Raw genomic sequence first — 16,537 nt, forward strand, 5'->3', positions numbered from 1 at the left:
ATGCCGTGATCGTTATCGTTGAATACAGAAAGCTCACCTTCTATTTATAATTTTCATTCATTGTACTTAATTATAGCATCTTTAAGGCGTTGACCATTAAATTATGGGGTCAGTTGCTTTGGTGATAACTACGGTGTTGTGATTTTTATTGGTATATTTTAGGTCAAAGTTATAACTAATTGAATCTAATAAGGCAGCAACATCATCTGACTTGAAATAACCAGATACTTTTATTTGAGCAAGCGCTTTATCTCTAATGATAAATTTAACATCGGTATAGCGACTAATTTCATCAAGTGCGGTGGCCAGAGGTTCGCCATCAAAAATAATTATGCCCTTTTGCCACGCAAGTTCTTGGGATAATGATTGCGGCGACATTTTGTTCTTAGGTAATTGAATTTGATTGATTATAGTCGATTTTTCACCGGCAACAATGATGTTATTCTTTTCAGGGTAATGAACAGTATTGGCTATTTTTTCAGCCAATACTGGTAACGACTCATTCGAGTCAGCGATTAATACCCGTCCTTCGGTAACAATTAACTCTAGATGATTATTATCACTTTTTTGTACATTAAAAATGGTGCCTAAAGCGGTAAATGATTGTTGGCCAGAGGTAACACTAAAGGGCCGTAATTTATCTTTTGCTACATCAAAAAGTGCTTCACCTTTGATCAAATTTAACTGACGATGACCTTCGCTAAAACTAATGGTTAATAAACTGTTGGTGTTAAGGCGAACATGTGAGCCATCGGGTAAGTTAAAACTTGCTTGTTGACCCGTGTTTGTCGAAAACTGTTGGTAGACAATTGCTGAAGACATTGTTTGAAAAAATGAAAATACGGGTTTATTTAAAAAAAACTCACTGGTAAGTATAGCAAAGAAAATAACACTGGCGGCCAAGGATAATTGCGTCAATAATTTTTTAGATTGAGGTGAGTGTCTTTTTTCTAAAGGAAATAGGCCATTAAATTCGGCAAGTAGTTTAGATGTTTTTATCGATGGTGAATATTTATCTAGTGCTAAGTGATGATTGTTGTCTTGATTAACCCAAGCAACAAAAGCTTGTCGCTCTTGTTGCGACAACCCTTGTTCAATGCGAGATAGCCAATATTTGGCCCGCACTTCTATTTCATTACTCTCTTGTCTTTTAGTCATGATAAATATCTTGTCTTCATTCAATTTACACAAAAATCGATATATTTATTCGACCATGCCGTGCATCCTAGCGTAATAGCAAACGGTTATTTTTATTATTAATTAGCTCTTACTTTGCATACTCATCAAAGTGATGTGTTCAGTAGGGCATTCAAAACTAGAAAACCCTACTTATATTTCTACTTTACCTTTATTTCTTTTTATTTGCACGTTTTGCTTGTTTTTTCGCCTTAGCTTTTTTCTGTGATTTGCTAATTTTGATTTTTGGTTTTTTCAACGCAATTTTAGACTCTTTATATTGTGGCTTTAAGCCTTCAATATTGCGACGTGACAAACGTTCATCCATGTAACGTTCAATCTTGGCAATCACGGGCATATCGTGTGCTTCAACTAAAGAGATAGCGGTACCTTTATTACCGGCTCTGCCTGTTCGACCAATACGATGTAAATAAATATCTGCTTTGCGTGGCATATCAAAGTTAATAACATGAGTTATATCGTCAATATCTAAACCACGAGCAGCAACGTCAGTAGCGACCAATACTTTGACCATACCTGAGCGTAAACGGTTAATCGCATGGTTACGTTTGTCTTGTGGCATTTTACCTTCAAGCCAAGCACAAGGGATTTCTTCTGCGTAGAGTTTTCCGGACAAATGCTGGACTGTTTCACGTTTATTGGCAAAAACAACCGTACGTTCAAAGCCTTCTTGTTTTAACAAGTTAATTAATAATTTAAACTTATGCTCTTTGTCATCCGCTAAGTGGAGCCATTGGTGAATTTTGGCTTTTTCTTTACGTGAAGGGTGCGCCTCAAGGAATACTGGCTCGTTAAGCACTTCTTTTGAAAAACGTAAAACACCAGCACCTTCAAGGGTAGCTGAGAAAAGCATAGTTTGTTTACGCCAGCGAGCTTCACCAACAATACGGTTAATGGCATCAGAGAACCCCATATCAAGCATACGGTCTGCTTCATCAAGTACAAGTATTTCAATGTCTCGGGCTTCAAATTGTTCTGACTCAAGATATTCGAGTAACCGACCTGGTGTCGCAACTAAAATGTCGGTGTTCTTTGTTAAAACATCTTTATGGCTGTCGTAACTAACACCACCAGTGATTAACCCTGTCTTAATATCAGTTAATTCAGTTAATTGTGTACATTGCTCGCTGGTTTGAATAGCAAGCTCGCGCGTTGGCGACAAAATAAGTACCCGAGGAAAGCCTGGACTTTTACGCGGGTAATCTAGTAAATGTTGAGCGATAGGTAATATAAAAGCAGCTGTTTTCCCTGTGCCCGTTGGCGCTGAAGCTAAAACATCTTTACCTGTCATGGCGACAGGTAAAACCAACTCTTGAATAGATGTTGGTTTTTTATAACCAGCATTTGTAATGCCGCCTAGTAGTGCTGAATCTAGGTCAAATTGCTCAAACATAAAGTATAATTTCGGTCAGGATAATATTGCCGTGAATTATAAAGCGAAACAGGCTATTTAGCTAAAGCTATTTATTTTTAGTTTTTATTCACTTTCAATAATTTCAGCTATTTCTTCTTGAATTTGCTGGCACCATAGCGCAATTCGCTTATCACTTTGTTCGTATTGATTGTCTTCATCTAATGCCAAACCGACAAATTGACTATTATCTTCGGTGAGCGCTTTAGATGCTTCAAACTCATAACCTTGGTTGGGCCAAAAGCCAATCACAAAACCATCTTGAGCAATGACTTGTTCGTGTAACATGCCCAGCGCATCTTGAAACCATTCGGTATAACCAATTTGGTCGCCCATGCCATAAAGCGCGATAATTTTTCCTGATAAATCTAATGTGGCGATATCATCCCAGTGACCTTCCCAATCTTCTTGGATTTGACCGTAATCCCAAGTAGAAATACCCATAATAACCAGGTCGAAATCGTCAATCTTACTCAGTGGCGTCTCTTTAATATTAAACAATTCAACAATGAGTTTTGTCTTGTTTTTTGATTCGTCTGCAAAATATTGTTGAATTTTTTCTGCCGCCATTTCAGTATAACAAGTGGTAGAACCGTAAAATAAACCAATTTTCATGAGGGAGCCTTTAGCATCTGTTTTTTTGAGCTTAAAAAGTAAAATATTGACCGATTAACATTACAGTCACCATTTTGGCGAGAGTTTAGCAGATAGTTGATATCAAGGCAGTAAAATATCTATATGGGTATAAAACGGCTGTTTACACTTATTAACATAGCGATATGGCTAGGTTTATTGCATTTTATTCCAATTCCCTGTAATTTTAGCGGCAAAGAAACGGTCATGTTATATAGCCCAATTAATCTGGTGTTATCACTTAGATTACGGATTGTTAGTTCTACTCTTAGGAAGTCATTAATGTTTAAGAAAATTTCCCTTGCCCTTGCGGCTGTTTGTATTGGTGTTGCTGGATTAGTGTTCGCTGTAGAGCAACCGACTATTGCTACAAATAGCGTCACAGCCACCACGCCCACCCTTAATAATTCTACCCATTTCGATGCGGCTGAATTAAAAGCAAAACTCAGTTTAATGTTAGGTCTAGAAATTGATGCTGTTAAGCCATCAGCTATGCCTGGTTTAGTTGAACTTATAACTAACCAAGGTTTATTTTATGCCAGTGCCGATGGTCAATTTTTTATTCAAGGTAAACTTTATGGTTTAGGCGGCAAAGTTGTCAATTATTCAGAAGCAAGTTTAGCGCAAGTTCGACTTGATGGTATGGACAAGTTTGCTGATGCGATGATTGTCTATCCAGCAAAAAACGAAAAGCATGTTGTTACCGTTTTTACCGATATCACTTGTGGCTACTGTCGTAAAATGCATGAACAAATGGACGATTATAATGACAAAGGCATCACAGTACGCTATTTAGCTTACCCTCGTTCAGGTGTGAAAGACCGCTCTGGTCAATATTCTCAAGGTTTTAAAGACTTACGTTCAATTTGGTGTCATGAAAATCCAGCAGAGGCATTAACTAAAGCGAAAATGGGATCAAATGTTGCACAACGTACATGTGATAAACCAATTGAAGAGGAGTTTGACTTTGGCCGCCAAGTTGGGGTTAGTGGTACGCCGGCTGTTATTTTAGAAAACGGTATGATGTTACCCGGTTATCAAAAGCCCGACGCTCTTATTACTATCCTCGAACAGATGAAAGCTGCAGGATAAAACAGCCAAACGGTATCGACAATTATTGTTAAATGGCAGGCCTTAGCCTGCCATTTTTTTATGTTACTTTCATTGAATTAATCATCAGAAACTCTCATTATGCAAAAGCAAATAGTACGCCGTGCCAAAGTTGAAGATAACCATCTTCCCAATCACCTTCATCCACTTATTAAGCAAATATACGCCAGTCGCGGCATTGATAGCGCAATTGAACTCGAACTTAATGTCAACCAACTCTGTGCCATTGAAAGTCTGAAAGGGATTGGTCAAGGCTGTCAGGTTTTATATGAAGGCTTAGTCGCAAATAAGAATATTGCAATTATTGGTGATTTTGATGCTGATGGCGCAACCAGTACCGCATTAATGATGGAGGCTTTACGTTTGTTTGGCTGTGATAATTATCAATTTTTAGTGCCTAATCGTTTTATATATGGCTATGGTTTAACACCTGAAATCGTCGAGATTGCCGCTAAGCAAGGCGCCGAGTTATTAATAACGGTTGATAATGGCATCAGCTGTGTTGCCGGTGTCGCTAAAGCCAAGTCATTAGGCCTAGGTGTTATTGTTACCGACCATCACTTACCTGGCATGACATTGCCTGATGCCGATGCGATTATTAATCCAAACCAAGTCGGCTGTGACTTCGCCAGTAAAGCGTTGGCGGGCGTCGGTGTTGCTTTTTATTTTATGATGGCAATGCGTAAATATTTACGTGAAAAAAACTGGTTTGTTGAGAAAGAAGTTGCAGAGCCTAATATCGCTCAACTCCTTGATTTAGTTGCTTTGGGAACCGTAGCGGATGTTGTCTCCCTTGATAATAATAATCGCATTCTGGTCGAACAAGGCTTAAAAAGAATTCGTGCAGGTGTTACGCGACCAGGCATCCAAGCGTTACTGGAAATAGCCGGTAAAGATCAGAAAAAGATAGTGGCTAGTGATTTTGGTTTTGCTTTAGGTCCAAGAATAAATGCTGCTGGGCGTTTAGACGATATGTCGTACGGTATTAATTGTTTACTTGCTAAAGACCTTGCTTCGGCTCGAGTAATGGCCGCTGATCTCGATGATTTAAATAAGTCACGTCGAGAAATAGAGCAGGGCATGCAGCAAGAAGCAGAACAAGTATTGAAAAGCTTAAACTTTTCTGATGATAACTTACCGCACGCTATTTCTTTGTTTCAAAAAGATTGGCATCAAGGGGTTATCGGTATTGTTGCCGGTCGTTTAAAAGAGAAATATCATCGGCCAAGTATTGTTTTTGCTGGCACGAGTGATGATCTTCCTCTTGAGAAAGTAGGCAAAACCAGTGAAATAAAAGGTTCAGCACGCTCTATTCCTGGTTTACATATCAGAGACTTACTCGAACATATTGACACGCAACACCCAAATATTATTATTAAATTTGGTGGCCATGCCATGGCGGCAGGTTTATCAATAGCAGAAGAAAACTTTGAAGAATTTCAGCGCTTATTTAATCAATATGCCGAGCTCTGGTTAAGCAGTGACGACCTCAAAGGGACACTCGCCTCAGATGGTGAATTACCCGCCAATGAGATGACCTTGTCTTTTGCTCAGTTATTACGTGACTCGGGTCCTTGGGGACAAAATTTTATTGAACCCTTATTTGACGATAAATTTAAACTGGTTCAGCAACGTATTGTTGGCCAGAAACATTTGAAACTGGTTGTTGAAAAAGCGGGACAAATTTTTGATGCTATCGCTTTTAATGTTGACTTAAGCCGTTGGCCTGACCATAAAACTCAACAAGTGCATCTCGCCTATCGTCTCGATATTAACGAGTTTCGCGGTAAGCAAAGTGTGCAATTTATTGTTGAGTACCTTGAATAAAAGAGTGACGATTCAGCGCTTTATTTTCAGCCAGTTTAGTCAGTTAAATCGTTTATTTAGCGGTGAAATTACGCTACAATGCGCGATTATTTTATTTTATTCTTTCGGGCGTGCATCTTGACGCCAAATTTGCGACGTAAAATTATAAACTATGATTGAAGCTAACCCGGTATTAAACAAGATTAAAGACATTCGCGAGCGTACAGATATGCTTCGGGGGTATCTTTGACTACGACCAAAGATCAGAGCGTTTGGTTGAAGTGGTGCGTGAATTAGAGTCACCTGAAGTTTGGAATGAACCTGAACGAGCGCAAGCACTTGGTAAAGAACGCTCTTCTCTTGAAGCGATTGTCGAAACCATTGATGAAATGGACCGAGGCTGTGAAGATGTTGAAGGTTTAGTTGAACTTGCTGTTGAAGAAGACGACGAAGAAACCTTTAACGATGCGAGTGATGAAATTCAGGCGCTAGAAAAAAGTTTAGAAAAATTAGAGTTTCGCCGGATGTTTTCTGGTGAGCATGATGAAAATAGCTGTTACTTAGATATTCAATCAGGCTCTGGCGGCACCGAAGCCCAAGACTGGGCTGAAATGCTGATGCGTATGTATTTGCGTTGGGGCGAGGCACACGGTTATAAAACTGAAGCGATTGAAGTGACAGATGGTGATGTTGCAGGTATTAAAGGCTGCACGATTAAATATACCGGTGAATACGCTTATGGCTGGTTACGTACTGAAACAGGCGTTCATCGCTTAGTGAGAAAATCACCTTTTGATTCCAGTGGACGTCGTCATACTTCATTTGCATCGGCATTTATTTATCCTGAAATTGACGATAATATTGAAATCGATATTAACCCTGCTGATTTACGTATCGATACCTTTCGCGCCTCTGGCGCAGGTGGTCAGCATGTTAATAAAACTGACTCAGCTATTCGTATCACCCACGTTCCAACTGGCGCTGTTGTCGCTTGTCAGGCTGACCGTTCTCAACATAAGAACCGTGCAACGGCGATGAAGTTGCTAAAAGCCAAGCTTTTTGAAATGGAAATGCAAAAGAAAAATGAAGGTAAACAAGAATTAGAAGACGGAAAATCTGACATTGGTTGGGGTAGTCAAATACGCTCATACGTTTTAGACGACAGCCGAATTAAAGATTTACGCACCGGCGTTGAAAATCGAAATACCCAAGCAGTTTTAGACGGCGATTTAGACAAATTTTTAGAAGCCAGCCTAAAATCTGGTCTATAAAGTAGAAGAGCCTTGCGTGGCAAGGCTCGACAATCAAAACTTAAAAAGTTAACGAGAAACAAAATGACCGACCAAGCACAAGTAAATCAGCAAGATGAAAATAAATTAATCGCCGAACGTCGCGGTAAATTAGCGAAAATTCGTGAAAACTGTCCGGCTAATGGCCATCCAAACAAGTTTGACCGAAAACACTACGCTGCTGATTTACAAGCTGAGCATGGCGAGAAAGATAAAGAAACTCTCGAAGCTGAGACGGCAACTTATAGCATCGCTGGTCGAGTTATGGCTAAACGTGGACCATTTTTAGTACTACAAGATATGTCTGGTCGCATCCAAGCTTATGCCCACAAAACTGTGCAAAAAGACATTAAAGAACGTTGGGGCACTTTAGATATCGGCGATATTATCGGTGTTACCGGTACTATGCATATGTCGGGTAAAGGCGATTTATATGTCAACATGGACGAGTACCATTTACTGACTAAGTCTTTACGTCCGTTACCTGAAAAGTTTCACGGCTTATCTGATGTTGAAACTAAGTATCGTCAACGCTATGTCGATTTAATCATCAATGAAGAAACGCGTAATACTTTCCTTATTCGTTCAAAAATTGTTGAAGGTATTCGTCAGTTTTTAACGGTTCGTGGTTTTATGGAAGTTGAAACGCCAATGCTACAAACCATTCCTGGTGGCGCAACGGCTAAACCTTTTGAAACGTTTCATAATGCCTTAGACATTCAAATGTATATGCGTATTGCACCTGAGCTTTATTTGAAGCGTTTAGTCGTAGGTGGTTTTGAAAAAGTATTCGAAATTAACCGTAACTTCCGTAACGAAGGCTTATCTTCACGTCATAACCCTGAATTCACTATGATTGAATTTTATCAAGCTTATGCTGACTACATTGATTTAATGAACATTACTGAAGATATGTTACGTACCCTTGCTGAAAACGTTCTGGGTAGCTCGGTTATTCGTAATACGGTTAAGAACAGCTACGGCGAAGTCGTTGAAGAAAAATTCTATGACTTCGGACAATCGTTTACGCGTTTATCTATGGTTGATGCTATTTTATTATACGGTAACGACTTAGACGAAAATATTTTACGTAACCCAGAAGCAAACTTCGACGCACTTAAAGCTATGGCTAAAAAAGTGGGCGTTAAAGAAACTGAAGCATCGAAAGTTTGGGGCCCAGGTAAATACATCTGTGAAATATTTGAAGAAGTTGCTGAGCATATGCTTGACCAACCAACCTTCATTACTGAATACCCTTGGGAAGTTTCACCATTAGCACGTCGTAATGATAACAACCCGTTTATTACCGACCGTTTTGAATTCTTCGTTGGTGGCCGTGAATTAGCCAATGGCTTCTCTGAGCTTAATGACGCAGAAGACCAAGCCGCACGTTTCCGCAATCAAGTTGAAGGTAAAGATGCCGGTGATGATGAAGCGATGCATTATGATGAAGATTATATTCAAGCACTTGAATATGGTTTACCGCCAACCGCGGGTGAAGGCATTGGTATTGACCGTTTAGTGATGTTATTTACTGACTCACCAACGATAAAAGATGTTATTTTGTTTCCTCATATGCGACCTCTAGCTGAGTAACCTTTATAAAGAGCGCTTTTAAAGCGTTCATTTTATTTACAAAAGCCGGATAAGTTAATCACTTATCCGGCTTTTATGTTCAGGATGAACGGTATAGCGTGATGCCATGGATGGCAATGAACGTATATGTTCAGGATGAACGGTATAGCGTGATGCCATGGATGGCAATGAACGTATATGTTCAGGATGAACGGTATAGCGTGATGCCATGGATGGCAATGAACGTATATGTATTATGTTTTATGATGTTAATGACGAGATCCTGAAACCGTCATGCTGAACTTGTTTCAGTATCACGATGACGGAGCAGGTATCAGGATAACAGAGTCGGTTTCAGACGAACAGTGTCTGGTTATCCCTTTGTCGTCATGCTGAATTTATTTCAGTATCGATATCAGGATGACGGAGCACGTATCAGGATAACAGAGTCGGTTTCAGACGAACAGTGTCTGGTTATCCCTTTTGTCGTCATGCTGAATTTATTTCAGTATCTGTTTTTTGCGATGTTAATGACTAGATCCTGAAACAGTCATTTAAATATCTGTTAAGCCCCAAACGAAGGCAATTACCCCTGTGAAGCCAATAAGTATCATATAAGCGGTACCTATCAACGAATATTTAATAAAGGTGAAGAAATAACCTTGTTTATAGACACGCTTTTGCATGATGAATAAATATATAGGGATCCAAGTTAATAAGGCTTTACTGGCAAATTCAATAGCACCAGTAATAACGGGGAGAGCTGTTTCACTATAACCAGCAAATACATCGAGTAACTCTACTAACAAAATGGTAAAGAAAATAAAACTATGGCTGTGCAGAGCAACGGTTAAATGTTCCATATAAAGTCGCTTGGAAAACATAAACATTATTTTTAATAAAACCGCAAAAATCGGCAGTAAAACAAACATCAACTGAGGTAATTTGCCGATAACTTCTTGCACTAATGGCGCGGTATCAGAGTGGAAGGCTTTTTCTGCTTTTTTGATCAGCGACTCTGCAAAAGCATTGAGTTTTTTATTACTATCTTCACTTAAAAAATCAAAAGACAAGCTACCATCGACATTGTTGCCTATGGTGGTAAAAGCTTTATCGACCTTATCGAGTGTCTCGCCATTTTTAAATTTTGTAATGTTTGAGGTTAATAAATCGTAACGTTCTTTTTTATGTCCGCTGAGTGGTTGCTCATCTTTAAATTGTTCTAACTCTAAATCGACTAGTTCTTTGGTCATATCGACTAACGGTCTGTTTATTTCAATACTGTAATCTTTATTAATATCTTTTAAAAATGTCTCAAATTTTGTGATGCTTTTTGTTATTACTAACAAATCAACGGTATTAATTGGTGATGCATCCATGGCTTTAAGTTTGTTTTTTTCAAGTAAAACAAGCTGATCTTTAATTTGCGTTATTGATGTTTGATTGTCGCTTACCGTTAAAATTTTATTACTGTCCGCGAGCACAAAAAATTTTAGGGTAATAAAAAAGACAATACTAACAAATAAGTACAAACGTAATGGTGGTACGTAATGTACGCGTTTACCCGCAATATATTCATTGGTTAAAAAACCAGGACGAGTAACTAATGGAAGTATGGTGCGAACCGCACGTGAATCGAAACTAAAAATATCATCAAGTAGGTGCAATATTACTACCCAAAAATATTTTAATGTTGACTCAGCTTGTTGACCGCACTGAGCACAGAAAGGACCATTAAGTGGCTGATGGCAATTATCACAATGATTATTCGCTGAACTTTTAAAGTTATCAGGCTGTTTAGGTAATGATAATGTGGTGTTCACATCACTATTTTTTTCAACTAACTCGGCATTTTGCATATAAGTTTTAAGGATAATTACAAACAATAGAATAAAATCATAGCATTATGTTTATAAAAGTGTGAATGAAAAGTTATAAATACTTACAAATGAATTGAGTTAATTTCGTGCTGCCTGTATAACTATCTGCTAAGTTTACTCTAACAAGAAAAATAGGGTTGAATGTACTATGTTTATTATTATGCTAATGCGTATATATTAAACAAAGTATAGTAATAGAAAAGCCAAATACAGGAGAATTATAATGGCGTTTGAAGTTAAATTTGAATTAACAGAATCAGACTTAGACCACTTCCGTGATGTAATGCGTAAAGCACAATCAGGAGCTGAAAAGCTTAGCGAAGCACTTATTTTAAGCAATGCTAAAAAAATTAGCCAAGATATCAAAGGAAGTGTTCCAGAATTTGTCAGCGAACGCATTAAAAAGCTAGAAACTTTAGTGGCGATGATAGAAGACTCTGAATGGAAAATTCCAGCAGAAGAGCGCAGTGATGTGCTAAGCGCATTGGCTTATTTTAGTGATCCGGAAGATTTAGTACCCGATCATATCCCTGTATTAGGCTTTTTAGACGACGCAATTATGATTGAATTAGTTGCGGAAGAACTGAAAGACGATATTGAAGCATTTGAGGAATTTTGTGCTTACCGCAGCCGTGAAGAAGGGCGTAGTGGTGATGTAACAGTTACTCGTGAAGAGTGGCTAGATTCAAAACGTCGCGAACTTCATAGCCGTATGAGAAACCGTCGTTCTACTCGTCGTAGTGGTCGCTCATCATTTCGTTCAGTTTTTTAAACCCTACTTTAAAAAGATTGAATTTTAAAAGCTTACTCATTTTTTGAGTAAGCTTTTTTTATGTATTGTGAACACCAGGATTCCTGCAACCGCCATGCTGAACTTGTTTAAGTATCAGGTGACAGATTTGGTATCAAGGTAACTGGCGCCGTCACCCGTGAGTAACGTATATCATTACCACTAAAAATCCAATGAGTACGGTATTTAAAGCAATAATATAAGCAAAACCTTTCACACCTTCTTTTACACTAAAGCCCTTAGCATCTAAATATCGCCACCAAAAAAGGCACATAATAATAGGCAGCAGAAAGAACAATTTGATCATATTAATTCCTCGGTTTTATTTTTTGTGTCGAAAGGGACTTTTTCGCTCCAAGGAGCAACTTTAAATAACATTAGCATTCCTGGGATCGCGAGGAAAGTACAAACAAAGTAGAATGATGTCCAACCTATTTGCTCAACAATAAGCCCCGTAGTGGCATTGGCAAACGTTCGGGGTAAAGCGGTTAGCGCCGTAAAGAGTGCAAATTGCGTTGCAGCAAAAGCGGGGTTGGTTGTTCTGGCTATAAAAGCAGTGAATGCTGCTGTGCCTAAGCCAACGCCCAAGTACTCAAAACCCATTGCAAAGGCTAAAGCATAAGTGTTATGACCTATTTCTGCTAAAGCGGCAAAACCTAAGATACTAATGATCTGTACAAAGCCAAATAACCATAATGCCTTGTTTATACTTAGCTTTATCATTACGATACCGCCAACAGCAAGCCCAATAGTCATGGCAATAAGCGACGCTGTTTTGGCAACAACGCCAATTTCTGTTTTAGTAAAACCTAGGTCTATAAAAAAGGGCGTTTGCAGGGCGGTCGCCATACTGTCGCCTAATTTGTATAAAAATAAAAACATTAGGATTTGTAAGGCACTGCGTAAACCTTTTCGAGAAATAAAATCTCTAAAGGGCAACACAACCGCATCATGTAATGTTTTAGGAGCAAGATGTTCGCTTTTGCTCTCTTTAATGCATAAAGTCAGTAAAATACCTATTAGCATAAACGCTGCAACAATGAGGAAAACTGATTGCCAGCTGATATGATCAGCCAAAATAAAAGCTAATGAGCCTGGCACTAAGCCAGATAAACGATAAGCCTGTACATGGATAGAATTGCCTAAACCCAGTTCGTGTTCGCGCAATAGCTCTCTGCGATAGGCATCGAGCACAATATCTTGACTGGCACTGAAAAAAGCAACAGCAGCGGCGAGGTAAGCGACAGACCAAATATTAATATTAGGGTCTATAAAACCAAAACCAGCAATAGAAAACAGTAATAGAACTTGCGTAGCTAGCATCCAGCTTCGTCGCCGACCTAACATTGGAAATGAATATCTGTCCATTAGTGGCGACCAAATAAACTTCCAAACATAAGGGATGCCAATTAATGAGAATAAACCTATTTCAACTAGACTTACTCCCTCAGATCTTAACCAACCAGGTACTAGTTGGTATAAAATAAATAACGGCAAGCCCGAAGTGAATCCGGTAAAGATACAAATCAACATTCTTTTATTGAGAATAGCTTCTTTGAATGTTTGTCGAGTGGTCATGCATATGCCTACAAAAATCTTAGTAGGCATAGGCTATCAAAATGTCATTGAAAACAGAAGTTTATTCTTGAGTTCTGTGAGTAAGTGTCGGGAATTTTACTAAAGTTTATCTAAGGCAGCGGGCGCCAGCCAATACAGTCAATTGGATAGCTGCCAATACCCGTGAAAAAATCTAAACAAGTCGTTATTTCACTTTTAAAATACAAGTCATGACTCAGTGATTGAGCACCGTGTAAACTCATCTCATGAACTAAGTGCCAGAAAACGCGCTCTTTTGCACTACTGGGGGTCTCATCATTTACCCTAAGTAGTGTCCATTCTTCCATGGTATCCAGGATGAATGTGTCGAGTTCGGTATAATGTAATGACTGGTTAATAACAGCCTTAATATAGTAAGCTATTTGCAGTGTTTTTTCGTTGATAAACGGCTCAATTATCATAGCATCCTCAGTTCACTTTCGTATTTAAATAATGGGAAGTAGGAAAGTAGCTACCGCTTTATTGAAATTGTATGAACAGTTGTTATTGTTTATTTACTACCTTATATATCGTAGATTAAAAACGGTTTGTCAAAGGTGTAGGCAATTTAATTTTGATTTAATTGTAAGAACGTACAAAAAAGTGTGTTTATTATGACATCATTATGGTCAGAGATTTTACCTGCTGACCATAATTTATAGCTAAAATTTTATCGGGAAAATTTATTCTTCTGGCAGTAAGGTCGCTTTAATTAAGGTGATAGGTTCTACGGGCACATCATCCCAGCCCATTGCATCGCTGTACTGTGTTTTCGCTAAATTCATTTCATCAACAACTGCTTGGCCTTCAACAATTGCGCCAAAGACGGTATATCCCCAACGGCGACCAGGATCTAAACTTTTATTGTCTACCGTATTAAAGAAGAATTGACGATTGGCAGTGTGCGGGCGATTTTCTTTTGCCATAGCAATCGTACCACGTTCATTTTTTAAACCATTACCAGATTCATTAACAATATTTCCACTGACTTTTTTAAAATTGAAGTTTTCATCATAGCCGCCGCCTTGTACGATAAAATCTGAAACGATGCGATGAAAAATCGTATTGTTATATTCACCTTTCACCACATACATTAAAAAATTATCAACAGTTAACGGGGCGCGAATACGATCTAATTCAACAATAATCACTCCTTTTGACGTTTCTAATTTCACTTTTGGAAATAAGTTATTCGGATCAATGGCAATATTATTTGCTGATAGAGTGCCAGATAAAAATATAAGTAAAAAAAATAAACCTTTCATTATCATTTCTTCTTTTAAACAGATTGTTAAAAATTACTTTATAAAGCGCTGAATTTCACTGTTAGTAATAACTTGTGATAACAACTGAGTCAGTTGTTGACTAAAATCACGCTCTAATACCGCAATATCTGCACTCAATGGACCTTCACTGGTACCGCGAACTTTAAAGGTGTTGCTCAACGTTTGTGAACCATTATTCACGGTTACACGGATCACGAGTTCATTGTTAACTTGATATTTTATCATTTCTTGTTGCACGCTGCTCAAGCCATTATCAATAATTATTTCAATTACATTTCCTGCTTGAGCGGTAATTTCTAAGCCCTGTTTTTTAAATTCAGCAGTTAACGCCTCCTCAATAATACGGTTTAAAGGTTGCTGGCTTGAATAGACCTCTGCCGCTTCATCTTTTCTTAAAACTTGCACAACATGCTGAGCACTTCGCAAATCAGTGACCGTTAAACTCGCTTGTTTATTTTGATAGGCACCTTGGCTCGATGCACTATTATTTATGCTTAAATCAGGAGCAATAACCACGTAAGTTGGCTTGTTGGCACAAGCTGTCAATACAAGCAGTAAAGTTGTTGCGGCTAATGTTTTAATTTTATTGTTAATGAGTATATTTTTCATGATCTGATTAACTCCATTATTTTATTGATGAAAGCGTGACAAATTTATCATTACTGGCAATCAGTTTTTCATTACCAAAAAGTCTTTTAAGTTTAATATGGTAACCGAGTTGTCGATTACCAATAATGCGTAACTCACCGCCATTCTTTAATGCTCGATGGCTATCACGAAACATCTGCCAAGCGATATGGTCAGTGGTTGCGTTTTGCTGGTGGAAAGGAGGGTTACACAAAATCAAATCAACACTATTGGGCTCCACGTCGGCTAAGCAGTCATTTATCATGAACTGACATTGCTCGAGTTGCTCAGGTAAATTTTTACCGATATTAGTCTTGGCAGAGTCAACAGCCATATAAGATTCATCAACAAAAGTAACTAATGCCTCAGGTTGCTCAGCTAACACTGCTAAGCCAATCACACCATTACCGCAGCCTAAGTCAATAACACGACTGCCTGCTTTGACTTCAGGAAGATGCTTAATAAAGTGGCGGGCACCAATATCAAGTTTTTCACGCGCATAAACCCCTGAATGATTACTGATAATAAAAGGGCTATCTTCTAACGGCCAAATTATCGGAAAAGGCGAAGAGAATACTTGCTTGTTATCAAGTTGAGAGAATACTAAGCGTGCTTTCTTTACCGCTAAAGACGTTTTTGTTGTCCCTAAATATTTTTCAAATAATTTTAATGTTGAACTATGAATATCTTTCGCTTTATCGCTAGCAATAAAAATAAGTTTTTGATCATATTTAGCTTTAATAGATAAAAGTTGATCAATCATTAATGATTTACTTTTAGGTATCTTATACAGCACCACGGTAATATTATCGGGTAGTTCATCCAAACTCGTTATTTGGCTAATATTGTCAAGCGACAAACCGTTTTGCTCAATATTATATTGTAACCCCTGATGGCTTATCCAAGAGTCGGAAACCGAAGTCACATGTGACTGGGTAAAGTTAGCCGTAATAGCGCCAAAACTATCATTGAAAATTAATAAGTTGTGCTGGCTATCCGCTAAATTTTGCTCATTAACATAATTAATTAAATATTCGTCGGCTGAATCCCAAGCAACCAGTGCTCGGTTAACTTGACCTACGGGGTAGCGATCTAAAAAAAGGTTCTTGTCGTAAACGCCATCTGCGTTAACAATAAAAGGGCTGATCATAATGAAGAGGTTCGATTTTCACCTAGAAGAATATCAGCTATTGTGACAAAATATAGGGAATTGAGCCAGTGATAGTTGCTTTAAGCGCTTAAAAACTATTTTAGAAATAAATGAAAGTTTTTTTGTCAATAAAGCCAACTGTTTACTCGCCATTAATACCAGTAAAACTAAAATAGCCATCCAGACT

At 38.2% G+C, this 16,537-nt stretch carries 16 protein-coding genes; 5 read left to right on the plus strand and 11 right to left on the minus strand.

Annotation, left to right across the window (positions count from 1 at the left end; translation table 11 throughout):
* Positions 1 to 96: 96 nt before the first annotated feature.
* The 3 genes from ESZ26_RS13555 to fldB form a co-directional block, all read right to left on the minus strand.
* A complete protein-coding gene (locus ESZ26_RS13555) occupies positions 97 to 1,158 on the minus strand; it encodes a FecR family protein (RefSeq protein ID WP_146800012.1) in 1,062 nt (353 codons plus the stop codon).
* 190 nt (positions 1,159 to 1,348) lie between these two features.
* A complete protein-coding gene (gene srmB / locus ESZ26_RS13560; RefSeq protein WP_146800013.1) occupies positions 1,349 to 2,590 on the minus strand; it encodes an ATP-dependent RNA helicase SrmB in 1,242 nt (413 codons plus the stop codon).
* 84 nt (positions 2,591 to 2,674) lie between these two features.
* Positions 2,675 to 3,223: a flavodoxin FldB gene (gene fldB, locus ESZ26_RS13565; RefSeq protein WP_146800014.1), complete on the minus strand. Its 549-nt coding sequence runs from the start codon at positions 3,221 to 3,223 to the stop codon at positions 2,675 to 2,677.
* A 300-nt stretch (positions 3,224 to 3,523) separates the two neighbouring features.
* Here fldB and dsbC point away from each other — a divergent pair, with 300 nt between their 5' ends.
* The 4 genes from dsbC (at position 3,524) to lysS (ending at position 9,042) form a co-directional block, all read left to right on the plus strand.
* Positions 3,524 to 4,333, plus strand: coding sequence for a bifunctional protein-disulfide isomerase/oxidoreductase DsbC (gene dsbC / locus ESZ26_RS13570; RefSeq protein WP_146800015.1), 810 nt, complete (start codon positions 3,524 to 3,526; stop codon positions 4,331 to 4,333).
* A gap of 99 nt (positions 4,334 to 4,432) precedes the next feature.
* On the plus strand, positions 4,433 to 6,178 hold the full coding sequence (gene recJ, locus ESZ26_RS13575) for a single-stranded-DNA-specific exonuclease RecJ (RefSeq protein WP_146800016.1): 1,746 nt from the start codon (positions 4,433 to 4,435) through the stop codon (positions 6,176 to 6,178).
* A gap of 151 nt (positions 6,179 to 6,329) precedes the next feature.
* Positions 6,330 to 7,428, plus strand: a protein-coding gene (gene prfB, locus ESZ26_RS13580; RefSeq protein WP_170246382.1) for a peptide chain release factor 2 whose coding sequence is annotated in 2 segments (ribosomal slippage) — positions 6,330 to 6,404 and positions 6,406 to 7,428 — 1,098 coding nt in all. Because the reading frame shifts where the segments join, the coding sequence is not laid out codon by codon here.
* Positions 7,429 to 7,491: 63 nt separating this feature from the next.
* Positions 7,492 to 9,042 carry a lysine--tRNA ligase gene (gene lysS, locus ESZ26_RS13585; protein WP_146800018.1) on the plus strand — a complete coding sequence of 517 codons (1,551 nt, stop codon included), beginning with the start codon at positions 7,492 to 7,494 and terminating at the stop codon, positions 9,040 to 9,042.
* Positions 9,043 to 9,096: 54 nt separating this feature from the next.
* Here lysS and ESZ26_RS19260 read toward each other — a convergent pair whose 3' ends face one another.
* Positions 9,097 to 9,252: a hypothetical protein gene (locus ESZ26_RS19260; RefSeq protein WP_170246383.1), complete on the minus strand. Its 156-nt coding sequence runs from the start codon at positions 9,250 to 9,252 to the stop codon at positions 9,097 to 9,099.
* 323 nt (positions 9,253 to 9,575) lie between these two features.
* Entirely contained in the window at positions 9,576 to 10,880 is a 1,305-nt protein-coding gene (locus tag ESZ26_RS13590) for a DUF3667 domain-containing protein (protein WP_146800019.1), read from the minus strand.
* A gap of 244 nt (positions 10,881 to 11,124) precedes the next feature.
* Here ESZ26_RS13590 and ESZ26_RS13595 point away from each other — a divergent pair, with 244 nt between their 5' ends.
* Positions 11,125 to 11,673: a YkvA family protein gene (locus ESZ26_RS13595; RefSeq protein WP_146800020.1), complete on the plus strand. Its 549-nt coding sequence runs from the start codon at positions 11,125 to 11,127 to the stop codon at positions 11,671 to 11,673.
* A 151-nt stretch (positions 11,674 to 11,824) separates the two neighbouring features.
* Here the strand turns inward: ESZ26_RS13595 and ESZ26_RS19265 are convergent, their stop codons facing one another.
* From ESZ26_RS19265 to ESZ26_RS13620, 6 genes are all read right to left on the minus strand, one after another.
* Positions 11,825 to 11,998, minus strand: a complete 174-nt coding sequence (locus ESZ26_RS19265) for a hypothetical protein (protein WP_170246384.1) — start codon at positions 11,996 to 11,998, stop codon at positions 11,825 to 11,827.
* Complete coding sequence (locus tag ESZ26_RS13600) at positions 11,995 to 13,269, minus strand: AmpG family muropeptide MFS transporter (protein WP_146800021.1); 1,275 nt, start codon at positions 13,267 to 13,269, stop codon at positions 11,995 to 11,997. Before ESZ26_RS13600 ends, ESZ26_RS19265 begins: the two co-directional genes overlap by 4 nt.
* Before the next feature lie 110 nt (positions 13,270 to 13,379).
* Positions 13,380 to 13,709: a hypothetical protein gene (locus ESZ26_RS13605; protein ID WP_146800022.1), complete on the minus strand. Its 330-nt coding sequence runs from the start codon at positions 13,707 to 13,709 to the stop codon at positions 13,380 to 13,382.
* A 261-nt stretch (positions 13,710 to 13,970) separates the two neighbouring features.
* Positions 13,971 to 14,552 (minus strand): peptidylprolyl isomerase, encoded by a 582-nt coding sequence (locus ESZ26_RS13610; RefSeq protein ID WP_146800023.1) that lies wholly within the window; start codon positions 14,550 to 14,552, stop codon positions 13,971 to 13,973.
* A gap of 33 nt (positions 14,553 to 14,585) precedes the next feature.
* Complete coding sequence (locus ESZ26_RS13615) at positions 14,586 to 15,182, minus strand: YajG family lipoprotein (protein WP_146800024.1); 597 nt, start codon at positions 15,180 to 15,182, stop codon at positions 14,586 to 14,588.
* Positions 15,183 to 15,198: 16 nt separating this feature from the next.
* Positions 15,199 to 16,350, minus strand: a complete 1,152-nt coding sequence (locus ESZ26_RS13620) for a methyltransferase (RefSeq protein WP_146800025.1) — start codon at positions 16,348 to 16,350, stop codon at positions 15,199 to 15,201.
* Positions 16,351 to 16,537: the final 187 nt, after the last annotated feature.

The organism is Colwellia hornerae, from assembly GCF_007954355.1.
GTDB lineage: Bacteria > Pseudomonadota > Gammaproteobacteria > Enterobacterales > Alteromonadaceae > Colwellia_A > Colwellia_A hornerae.

Coding starts and splice junctions, on each gene's coding strand:
- ESZ26_RS13555 (WP_146800012.1), bottom strand. CDS start 1,158: ATGACTAAAAGACAAGAGAGTAATGAAATAGAAGTGCGGGCCAAATAT.
- srmB (WP_146800013.1), bottom strand. CDS start 2,590: ATGTTTGAGCAATTTGACCTAGATTCAGCACTACTAGGCGGCATTACA.
- fldB (WP_146800014.1), bottom strand. CDS start 3,223: ATGAAAATTGGTTTATTTTACGGTTCTACCACTTGTTATACTGAAATG.
- dsbC (WP_146800015.1), top strand. CDS start 3,524: ATGTTTAAGAAAATTTCCCTTGCCCTTGCGGCTGTTTGTATTGGTGTT.
- recJ (WP_146800016.1), top strand. CDS start 4,433: ATGCAAAAGCAAATAGTACGCCGTGCCAAAGTTGAAGATAACCATCTT.
- lysS (WP_146800018.1), top strand. CDS start 7,492: ATGACCGACCAAGCACAAGTAAATCAGCAAGATGAAAATAAATTAATC.
- ESZ26_RS19260 (WP_170246383.1), bottom strand. CDS start 9,252: ATGGCATCACGCTATACCGTTCATCCTGAACATATACGTTCATTGCCA.
- ESZ26_RS13590 (WP_146800019.1), bottom strand. CDS start 10,880: ATGCAAAATGCCGAGTTAGTTGAAAAAAATAGTGATGTGAACACCACA.
- ESZ26_RS13595 (WP_146800020.1), top strand. CDS start 11,125: ATGGCGTTTGAAGTTAAATTTGAATTAACAGAATCAGACTTAGACCAC.
- ESZ26_RS19265 (WP_170246384.1), bottom strand. CDS start 11,998: ATGATCAAATTGTTCTTTCTGCTGCCTATTATTATGTGCCTTTTTTGG.
- ESZ26_RS13600 (WP_146800021.1), bottom strand. CDS start 13,269: ATGACCACTCGACAAACATTCAAAGAAGCTATTCTCAATAAAAGAATG.
- ESZ26_RS13605 (WP_146800022.1), bottom strand. CDS start 13,709: ATGATAATTGAGCCGTTTATCAACGAAAAAACACTGCAAATAGCTTAC.
- ESZ26_RS13610 (WP_146800023.1), bottom strand. CDS start 14,552: ATGAAAGGTTTATTTTTTTTACTTATATTTTTATCTGGCACTCTATCA.
- ESZ26_RS13615 (WP_146800024.1), bottom strand. CDS start 15,182: ATGAAAAATATACTCATTAACAATAAAATTAAAACATTAGCCGCAACA.
- ESZ26_RS13620 (WP_146800025.1), bottom strand. CDS start 16,350: ATGATCAGCCCTTTTATTGTTAACGCAGATGGCGTTTACGACAAGAAC.